This window comes from Halotalea alkalilenta DSM 17697 (genome assembly GCF_000621205.1).
GTDB lineage: Bacteria > Pseudomonadota > Gammaproteobacteria > Pseudomonadales > Halomonadaceae > Halotalea > Halotalea alkalilenta.
Genome location: NZ_KK211235.1, coordinates 11,023 through 20,680, shown reverse-complemented (window position 1 = coordinate 20,680; position 9,658 = coordinate 11,023). Strand labels below are relative to the sequence as shown.

Below are 9,658 nucleotides of genomic sequence, written 5' to 3'. Positions count from 1 at the left end.
CGTCGACTTGGGCAATCTTGCGAGACACCATGGAGGCCCGAGTCGAACCACGGCCTTACCGCCGCCGCCCGATCCCTCGACTGGCGCCCCTCATTGCCGAGCTGGAACTCGACCTTGGCGCGCATCGGCGCCGCTCGGGACGAATGGGTTTGTTGGCCTGTTCGTGTCCTTCGGCTCGCTACGCTCGCTCAGGGTGCTCGGATGCGTCTCGAACCACGGCTTGGTGCGGGCAGGGCTACTTGCGCAGCATCACCTGCTCGACCGCGTGGGCGTCTCCCTTGGTCAGGATCAGGCTGGCGCGCTCGCGGGTGGGCAGGATGTTCTCGACCAGGTTGCGTTCGTTGATCTCGCTCCAGATCCGTTCGGCGGTGGCGATGGCTTCGTCGTCGCTGAGCTGTGCATAGGTGTGGAAGTAGGAGCCGGGATCGGAGAACACGCTCTGGCGCAGTTTCATGAAGCGTTTCACATACCAGCTGCGCAGTTGATCGATCGAGGCGTCAACGTAGATCGAGAAGTCGACGAAGTCGGAGACGAACACATGGTGCGGGTCCTCGGGGTAGTCCATGCCGCTTTGCAGCACGTTTAACCCTTCGAGGATCAGGATGTCGGGCTGCTCGATCGTTTTCAGGTCGTCGGAGACGATGTCGTAGACCAGGTGCGAGTAGACCGGGACTTCGAGGTGCGGCGTGCCGGCCTTCAGCTCGGAAACGAAGCGCACCAGCCGGTGCATGTCGTAGGAGGGCGGGAAGCCTTTCTTCTTCATCAGTCCGCGGGCCTCGAGCTCGCGGTTGGGATGCAGGAAGCCGTCGGTAGTGACCAGCTCGACGCGGCGGTGCTCGGGCCAGCGGCTCAGCAGTGCCTGGAGTACGCGGGCGGTGGTGCTCTTGCCTACCGCGACGCTGCCGGCGATGCCGATCACGTAAGGCGGGCGGCGCTCACGGCTGCCGAGGAACTGATCCAGAGCGGCGGTGCGATGAAGATTCGAGCTGATGTAGAAGTTCAGCAGACGGGCGAGCGGCAGATAGATCTCCGCCACCTCCTCGATCGATAGTTCCTCGTTGATCCCCTTGAGCGCCTTGATCTCGTCGAAGCTCAGCGTCATCGGCACGGAGTTGCGCAACTGCGCCCACTGCTCGCGGGAGAAGCGCATGTAGGGGCTGTTCGTAGGATGATCTTGCATGGGCCGTGTGGTCGCCTCGGTCACGGTTGACACGCCTCCTCGCGGAGACCGCGCTTTTCATACGCGAGCCTGTGCGCGGGACGGCGATCTTGGCGGCCCCGCTCGGTCGGCAGCGATGGCCGCTCACCGTGGCAGAAAGTCTCGCGCTTGGGAAGTACGCCCAAGGTCTAGGCGACAACGAGGACTGCTTGGGCTAGCCATCGCCGTCGCGCGTCGCTCGTCCGTCGCGATCGAGCCGTTTGAGCTCCGTCCACAGCTCTCGGCGCAGGTCGGCGAGCCGCGGGGCCTGATTCTCCTCGAACGGCAGCGGGCGCAGCAAGCGAATGGTGCGCAGGCCGAGCCGGGCGGTGAGCAGGCCGCTGCCCATGCCTTGGGCGGCGCGCGCTGAGAGCCGTTCGAGCAGGTTCATCGAGAGCATATCCATGCCGGCGTCGGCGATGAACTCGCTGGTGCCGGCGAAGGCCATGTTGGCGAGTACGGTGCGAAAGAGCTTGAGTCGCGAAGCATAGCCGAGCTCGAGGCCGTAGAGCCGCGCCAGGCGGTCGATCATGTAGAGGTTGCGCCAGGCGATCAGCCCCATGTCGAGCAGCGTCGACGGGCTCACCGCGACCATCAGCGCCGATTCGCTCGCCATCCGGGTGATCAGCCCGCGGGCCTTGCGGTCGCGCGGAGCGAGGACGTGGTGGGCGAACAAGGTGCGGGTCTCGGCGTCGCTGTGATGCTGCTGGTGGGCGAGGGTGAAGGCGCGCCAGTGGGGGTCGTCGTCGGCGAGCCCCATCTGGCGGCGCAGCCGGTCGCAAAGCGCGAAGGGCTCGGGACTCTCATCGATCAGCGCCTCGCGTAGCTGGCTGTGCCGGCGCAGCCGCCTGAGCTTGCCCAGCTCGCGGCCGAGTGCGCCGGCCAGCAGCCCGCCGCCGAGTACCCCGAGCGCACCCCAGGCGCCGGCGAGCCACTCGCCGAGACGCCAGGCGTCGACCAGCTGCATCGCACTCTGCGCCACGCCTACCGCGAGTGCGCCGCCGACCAGCACCAGCAGCCCCCAGCGGCGCCTGCGCGGCCGCGCAAGCGCCCGGTCGAGGGCGCTCTCGACACCATCGGGCAAGGTCTCGTCCAGCGGTTGGCTGTCGGTGTCGGGATCGAAACGCAGCATCGGCCGAGGATCGTGCTGCGGCACCTCGTCGGTGGCATCGAATCGCTCGGGCGGGCGCAGGCGGGTGTCGGATGAGGATGATCGGCGGTCGTTCATCGCAGTTTGTCTCCGAGCAGCCAGTCCAGTGCGGCATCCATGCGGATGTGCGGCAGCGCGTCACGATGAGGGAGCGGGCGAAAGGCGCTGAACGAGAACCCCTGGCGATGCCAGAATGCCTCCTCCGGCAGCCGGTCGGGCACCTCACCTGGGAAGATCAGCGCCGGCTGGTCACCGGGTTCGTCGAGCGGGGTGCCGTACAGTACTGGCTGGCGCTGGCCGTTTCGTTCGATGGTGCGGGTTTCGGTGGCGCGGATCGAGGCCAGCGACAGCGCCTTGACCGGTACGTCGAGATAGCGCAGGTCCTTGATCGGCTCGTCGAGCAACTGCTCGAGCAGCGCGAGCAGCTTCGGATGCTGCTCCGGGGTGACGTGGTCTGCCTTGGTCGCGCAGATCAACAGGCGATCGATGCGGGGGCTGAACAGCCGCCTCAGCGTGCCGTTGCCGCCGAAGCGAAAGCTCTTCATCAAATCGCCCAGCGTCATGCGCATGTCGTTGAACACCTCGGCGCCGGCATTCAGCGCCGAGAGCACATCGACCAGCACCACCTGGCGATCGAAACGGCGGAAGTGATCACGATAGAAGGGCAGCACCACGTGGCGCTTGTAGTGCTCGAAGCGGCGCTCGAGGGTCTTGTACAGGCTGCCCGCGGGCAGCCTGGAGAGACGCACGCGGTCTTCGGCGGTGATTCCGGGCAGCGGGAAGAACTGCAGTACCGGGGCGCCCTCGAGATCGCCCGGGAGCAGGAAGCGCCCCGGTTGGACATAGCTGAACCCGCCTTCTGCGCGCGCTCGTTTGAGCGTCTCGGCATAGCCCGCCGCCAGTTCGGCGAGTTCTCGGTCATCGACGCTCTGGTCGACCGCGAGCTTTTGCACCGCTGAGAGCCAATCCGCCGCATAGGCGCGCCGGGCCGGGCCTTGCAGGCGGGTCATCCGTTCACACCACTGGGGATAGTCGAGCTCCAGCAGCGGCAGGTCGAGCAGCCATTCGCCGGGGTAATCGACCAAGTCGAGGGTCAGAGTGCGCTGGGCCTTGATCAGGGCTCTGCCGGGCAGCGCGGTTCGGTAGCGGATCGAAAGGCACAGTTCGCTGATTCCGCGGGTCGGTCTCGGCCACTCGGGCGGGGAGAGCGAGAGCGCCTCGATCGCCTCGTCATACGGAAAGCTTGGAATCGAAAGATCGGACTGCTCGATGCGCTGGGCGCCGAGCAGGCGACCTTCGCGGGCGGTCTTCATCAGGTCCAGCCGCGCGTCGAGACCGGCATGGCGCAGCTGGTTGACCAGCGAGGTCAGAAACGCGGTCTTGCCGGCGCGGGAAAGGCCGGTCACCGCAAGCCGTAAGCGGCGGTCGAAGCCGCGCTCGATCATGTCGCCCATGTCCCTAGGCAGCGTCAGCGCCATACTTCTCCCCACTGGTGAACGAAATCGCACGGCGCGTGACGGCGCGCCGGCTACGCCGACGATATACCAAAGCGTCGCCGCTCGCATGGACGGTGGGCGTCGTTTGGTCAGGAAGACGGGCAAAATCACTGAGATGTTCTAGAGTCTAAGGACCGGTCGTAGGGATCGGGGCGCAGCCGAGTAGTTCGAATCGCGCAGATTCGCAGTTCGACCGGCGCGTTAGGGACGTATGCGGCTTCGCACTCAAGGAGGGAACGGCATGGGCATAATTCTTTGGTTGATCATCGGCGGCGTCGCCGGCTGGATCGCTGGCAACATCATGCGCGGCGGTGGTTTCGGCGTGATCGGTAACATCATCGTCGGCATCGTCGGCGCAGTGATCGGCGGTGCGGCCCTGGGGCTGCTCGGGCTTTCCGGCAACGGTGGGCTGATCGGGTCGCTGGTCACCGCGGTGATCGGCGCGGTGATCCTGCTTTGGATCGTCTCGCTGGTGCGAGGAGGCAAGGGCAAGATCTGACCTCGCCTTCTCAATGAAGCTAGGCGTAAAGGCGAGATCGATTGGCCTGATGAGGACCGCCCCCAATGGGGGCGGTCCTTTATCGTTTGTGGCTATCTTTTTTTGTTTTTCGATCGATTGAACATATGAATCGAGCGTATCGAATGGATCAATTTAGTCTCCATCCGATCTTGGGGTAGCGTGCAACTTGGCCCACTTGATGAGAAGAACGAGGAGACGAGGATGTCCGAGCGCACACGCTACACCACCGGGAACGGTGCCCCGGTGCCCAACGACGACGCCAGTTTCACCGCCGGCCCGCGCGGCCCGCTGACCTTCGACAACTGGCGGCTGTTCGAAAAGCTCGCCCACTTCAACCGTGAGCAGATTCCCGAGCGGGTAGTGCACGCCCGTGGCAGCGGCGCCTTCGGTACCTTCCGCCTGACCCGGGACCTGTCGGACCTGACCATCGCCGATTTTCTCCAGGGCGTCGGCAAGCAGACGCCGGTGGTAGCGCGTTTCTCCACCGTCGCCGGCGGGCAGGACAGCGCCGACAACCTGCGCGACGTGCGCGGCTTCTCGGTCAAGTTCTACAGCGAGCAGGGCAACTGGGACATGGTCGGCAACAACACCCCGGTATTCTTCATCCGCGAGCCGAGCAAGTTTCCCGACTTCATCCATACCCAGAAGAAGGACCCCCGCTCGAACCTGGTCAACTGGCAGAACCGCTGGGAGTTCTGGGCGCTGCATCCGCAGTCCTTCCACCAGGTCACGATCCTGCTTTCCGACCGTGGCATCCCCTACAGCTATCGTCACATGCACGGATTCAGCTCCCACACGCTGAGTCTTTGGAACGACAGCGGTGAGCGGGTGTGGGTCAAGTTCCACTTCAAGACCAACCAGGGGATCAAGAACGTCACCGACGAAGAAGCGCTCTCCCTCGATCCTGCCCATCACCAGCAAGATCTGTTTAGCCATATCGAGAAGGGCGAGTTCCCCAGCTGGACGGTGAAGATCCAACTGATGAGCGAGGAAGAAGCCAAGCACTACCGGATCAACCCGTTCGACCTCACCAAGGTGTGGCCGCAGGGCGAGTTCCCGCTGATCGAGATCGGCCAGCTCGAGCTCAACCGCAATCCGGATAACTACTTCGCCGAGATCGAACAGGTCGCCTTCAGCCCATCGAACTTCGTGCCCGGCATCGGCGCCTCGCCGGACCGGGTGTTGCAATCGCGGCTCTGGGCCTACGCCGACGCGCATCGCTACCGGCTGACGGTCAACTACCAGCAGATCCCGGTCAACCGCCCGCTCGCGCCGGTGAACAACTACCAGCGCGACGGCTTCATGGCGGGGCTCAGCGAGCGCCGCGAGGGTGAGTCGAAGGAGGGCGGGCAGTACGCCACGACCAACTTCTACCCCAACGCGCGCGGCGAGGCGGGGGCGCCGGTCTACGACAAGCGCTTCCAGGAGCCGCCGTTGCCGCTCGAAGAGCAGGCGTGGGTCGGCTATCACGAAAACATGGACGAGGATAACTTCTCCCAGGCGGGCGATCTCTACCGGCTGTTCGACGAAGGCCAGAAGGATCGCATCGCCACGGTGTTCGCCTCGACCCTGCAGGGGGTCACCGTGGAGATCGTCGAGCGAGTGATCCAGCAGTGCTACGCCGCCGACGAGGATTACGGCCGCCGGGTCGAGACGCTCTACCGCCAGCATGCCGCCAAGCGCATCGCCGATTTCGTCTGAGCCTCGTTCCGCATGATCGACGGGCCGCCCGCTGGGTGGCCCGTTTTCGTTGTGTCCGTGCGTCGAACCACGGCCTTACCGCCGCCGCTCGATCCCTCGACTGGCGCCACCATTGCCGAGCTGGAGTTCGACCTTGGCGCGTATCGGCGCCGCTCGGGACGAACGGGTGGGGGCGCCGAGGTTAGGCGTTTACAGCCGTTCGTGGTGAGCCGGGCCTTCGTCGACTTGGGCAATCTTGCAAGACACCATGGAGGCCCGAGTCGAACCACGGCCCCACTGCCGCCGCCCGATCCCTCGACTGGCGCCCCCAATGCCGAGCCGGTGCTCACGCTTGGCGCGTATGGCGCCGCTCGGGACGAACGGGTGGGGGCGCCGAGGTTCGGCGTTTACAGCCGTTCGTGGTGAGCCGGGCCTCCGTCGACTTGGGCAATCTAGCAAGACACCATGGAGGCCCGAGTCGAACCACGGCCTTACCGCCGCCGCTCGATCCCTCGACTGGCGCCCCCAATGCCGAGCTGGGGTTCGACCTTGGCGCGTAGGGCGCCGCTCGGGACGAACGGGTGGGGGTTGGCGCAAACCGTTCGTGGTGAGCCGGGCCTTCGTCGACTTGGGCAATCTAGCAAGACACTATGGAGGCCCGAGTCGAACCACGGCCTTACCGCCGCCACCCGATCCCTCGACTGGCGCCCCCGTTGCCGAGCCATTGCTCGACCTTGGCGTGTATCGGCGCCGCTCGGGACGAACGGGTGGGGGCGCCGAGGTTCGGCGTTTACAGCCGTTCGTGGTGAGCCGGGCCTCCGTCGACTTGGGCAATCTAGCAAGACACCATGGAGGCCCGAGTCGAACCACGGCCTTACCGCCGCCGCTCGATCCCTCGACTGGCGCCCTCCATTGCCGAGCCGGTGCTCACGCTTGGCGCGTAGGGCGCCACTCGGGACGAACGGGGGATGACGGCCAATCGTCGCGAGAATCACGCGGGTCTTTTGCGGCGCTAGCAGGCGCTGTCTACGCTGAGTGGTGGCGTAGCCGTTCGCCGCCGGGAACCTGACACCTTCTCGACGGACCCCCGGGGAAGGGGGGATGGGCGGCGCTGGCGATAGACGAGGTTCCAACAAGGAGAGTCGACCGATGACTAAGCCATCCCAACCGGGGCCGATCACTGCACGCAACAGCGACGGCCCGCACGATACCGATTTCACCACTTCAGAGGATAGTAAGCACGACGCGCTGGAGCGCTGGCGCAGCAATGCCAAGGGGCATGACCTGCGCACCAACCAGGGCGTGCGGATAAGCGACAATCAGAACTCGCTCAAGGGCGGTGATCGCGGGCCGACGCTGCTCGAAGACTTCATCATGCGGGAGAAGATCAACCACTTCGACCACGAGCGGATCCCCGAGCGCATCGTCCATGCCAGGGGGGCGGCGGCGCATGGCTACTTCGAGCCCTATGAAGCGGCGGCCAAGCTCTCCAAGGCGGGGCTTTTCAAGGACCCCGGTAAGCGCACCCCGGTATTCGTGCGTTTCTCGACCGTGCAGGGCGCGCGCGGCTCCAACGACACCGTGCGCGACGTGCGCGGCTTCGCGACCAAGTTCTATACCGACGAAGGCATTTGGGATCTGGTCGGCAACAATATGCCGGTATTCTTCATCCAGGATGCGATCAAGTTTCCCGACTTCGTCCATGCGGTGAAGCCCGAGCCGCACAACGAGATCCCCCAGGGGCAATCGGCCCACGACACCTTCTGGGACTTCGTCTCGCTAGTGCCGGAGAGCGCCCACATGGTGCTCTGGACCATGTCCGACCGCGCCATCCCGTGTCATTACCGCTCGATGGAAGGTTTCGGTATCCACACCTTCCGGCTGATCGACAAGCAGGGCGTGTCACGCTTCGTCAAGTTCCACTGGAAACCGCTCGCCGGCACCTATTCACTGGTCTGGGACGAGGCGCAGAAGCTTTGGGGGCGTGATCCGGATTTCCACCGCCGCGCTTTGCACGACGACATCGAGAATGGCGACTTCCTCGAGTGGGAGTTCGGCGTGCAGGTGGTCGAGGAGGAGGACGAGCACAAATTCGATTTCGACCTGCTCGACCCGACCAAGATCATCCCGGAAGAGCTGGTACCGGTCACGCCGATCGGCAAGATGGTGCTCAATCGCAACCCGGACAACTACTTCGCCGAAGTCGAGCAGGTCGCCTTCAACCCGGGCGGCGTGGTGCCGGGCATCGACTTCTCCAACGACCCGCTGCTCCAAGGGCGGCTGTTCTCCTACCTCGATACCCAGATGCTGCGGCTTGGCGGGCCCAACTTCGCCGAGATCCCGATCAACCGGCCGGTCTGCCCGGTGCACAACAACCAGCGCGACAGCTTCCACCGCCAGACGATCAACCAGGGCCAGGCCTCCTACGAGCCGAACTCGATCGATGACGGTTGGCCGCGCGAGACCCCTGCCGCGGCCGAGAACGGCGGCTTCGAGAGCGTCTACGAACGGGTCGATGCGCACAAGGTGCGTGCGCGCAGTCCCTCGTTCAATGATCACTACTCCCAGGCGACCCTGTTCTGGAACTCGCAGAGCGAAGCCGAACAGCAGCATATCGTCGAGGCCTATGCCTTCGAGCTCTCCAAAGTGACCCGTCCGTTCATCCGCGAGCGGGTGGTCAATGAGATCCTGCCGAACATCTCCTTAGACCTGGCCAAGCGAGTGGCGCAGGTGCACGGCATGCCGGCGCCGACCGCCGTCACTGCGTCAAAAGAGGAGCTCGGCAAGTCGTCGCTCGATGCCTCCCCGGCGTTGAGCCTGCTTGCACGCAAACCCGATGGGATCAAGTTCCGCAAGGTGGCGGTACTTATCAGCGATGGCTTCGACGCCGAGCAGCTCGCCGCAGTGGTGCAAAAGCTCGAGGCGAAAGGAGCGGCCGCTACCCTGATCGCGCCCTCGATGGCGCCTGTCACCGGCGACGACGGCAAGCAGCTCGCCCCCGATGCGATGCTCAACGGGCTGCCTTCGGTGACCCAGGATGGGGTGATCGTGATCGGCGGTGCGAAGAGCGTCGAGGCGCTGGCGGGTTCGGGGCAGGGGCGCTACTACCTGCTCGAGGCCTACAAGCACCTCAAGCCGATCGCCGCGATCGACGACGCCGACGGCCTGCTCACCGCCGCGGGCCTACCGACCAGCGAAGATGGCATCAGCACCGGTGACGTCGATGCTGCCTTCGATGCCTTCGAGCGCGCACTCGCCGAGCACCGGGTCTGGTCCCGCCTGGCCAAGGCCGACGCCATTCCCGCCTGAGCCCTGGCGCGCAGGCCCCCTCGACCCCGGCTCGCCGGGGTCGTTTTTTTAACGGATCAACTAGCCCGTTCGTCCCGAGCGGCGCCCTACGCGCCAAGGTCGAATTCCAGCTCGGCAATGGGGGCGCCAGTCGAGGGATCGGGCGGCGGCGGTAAGGCCGTGGTTCGACTCGGGCATTCATGGTGTCTCGCAAGATTGCCCAAGTCGTCGGAGGCCCGGCTCACCACGAACGGCCGGTATGCTGGTCCTTTGCGCCAACCCCCACCCGTTCGTCCCGAGCGGCGCCCTACGCGCCAAGGTCGAAC

At 65.2% G+C, this 9,658-nt stretch carries 6 protein-coding genes; 3 read left to right on the top strand and 3 right to left on the bottom strand.

Annotation, left to right across the window (positions count from 1 at the left end; genetic code table 11):
• Positions 1 to 235 precede the first annotated feature (235 nt).
• From coaA to Q376_RS0119995, 3 genes are all read right to left on the bottom strand, one after another.
• A complete protein-coding gene (gene coaA / locus Q376_RS0120010; protein ID WP_027351794.1) occupies positions 236 to 1,180 on the bottom strand; it encodes a type I pantothenate kinase in 945 nt (314 codons plus the stop codon).
• Between the two features lie 193 nt (positions 1,181 to 1,373).
• The gene (locus tag Q376_RS0120000) at positions 1,374 to 2,426 is read right to left on the bottom strand and encodes a YcjF family protein (protein WP_027351793.1); all 1,053 of its coding nucleotides are present in this window, start codon (positions 2,424 to 2,426) and stop codon (positions 1,374 to 1,376) included.
• The gene (locus tag Q376_RS0119995; RefSeq protein ID WP_027351792.1) at positions 2,423 to 3,826 is read right to left on the bottom strand and encodes a YcjX family GTP-binding protein; all 1,404 of its coding nucleotides are present in this window, start codon (positions 3,824 to 3,826) and stop codon (positions 2,423 to 2,425) included. Before Q376_RS0119995 ends, Q376_RS0120000 begins: the two co-directional genes overlap by 4 nt.
• A 259-nt stretch (positions 3,827 to 4,085) precedes the next feature.
• Between Q376_RS0119995 and Q376_RS0119990 the strand changes: the two genes are divergently transcribed.
• The 3 genes from Q376_RS0119990 to katE all read left to right on the top strand — a co-directional run bounded on the left by Q376_RS0119990 (position 4,086) and on the right by katE (position 9,353).
• On the top strand, positions 4,086 to 4,343 hold the full coding sequence (locus Q376_RS0119990; protein WP_027351791.1) for a GlsB/YeaQ/YmgE family stress response membrane protein: 258 nt from the start codon (positions 4,086 to 4,088) through the stop codon (positions 4,341 to 4,343).
• A 222-nt stretch (positions 4,344 to 4,565) separates the two neighbouring features.
• Positions 4,566 to 6,065, top strand: a complete 1,500-nt coding sequence (locus Q376_RS23735) for a catalase (RefSeq protein WP_052365580.1) — start codon at positions 4,566 to 4,568, stop codon at positions 6,063 to 6,065.
• Positions 6,066 to 7,145: 1,080 nt separating this feature from the next.
• Positions 7,146 to 9,353 carry a catalase HPII gene (katE, locus tag Q376_RS0119980; protein WP_081803681.1) on the top strand — a complete coding sequence of 736 codons (2,208 nt, stop codon included), beginning with the start codon at positions 7,146 to 7,148 and terminating at the stop codon, positions 9,351 to 9,353.
• Positions 9,354 to 9,658: the final 305 nt, after the last annotated feature.

What these genes read in the sequence shown, in the direction of transcription:
- coaA (WP_027351794.1), bottom strand. Translation starts at nt 1,180, where the DNA reads ATGCAAGATCATCCTACGAACAGCCCCTACATGCGCTTCTCCCGCGAG.
- Q376_RS0120000 (WP_027351793.1), bottom strand. Translation starts at nt 2,426, where the DNA reads ATGAACGACCGCCGATCATCCTCATCCGACACCCGCCTGCGCCCGCCC.
- Q376_RS0119995 (WP_027351792.1), bottom strand. Translation starts at nt 3,826, where the DNA reads ATGGCGCTGACGCTGCCTAGGGACATGGGCGACATGATCGAGCGCGGC.
- Q376_RS0119990 (WP_027351791.1), top strand. Translation starts at nt 4,086, where the DNA reads ATGGGCATAATTCTTTGGTTGATCATCGGCGGCGTCGCCGGCTGGATC.
- Q376_RS23735 (WP_052365580.1), top strand. Translation starts at nt 4,566, where the DNA reads ATGTCCGAGCGCACACGCTACACCACCGGGAACGGTGCCCCGGTGCCC.
- katE (WP_081803681.1), top strand. Translation starts at nt 7,146, where the DNA reads ATGGGCGGCGCTGGCGATAGACGAGGTTCCAACAAGGAGAGTCGACCG.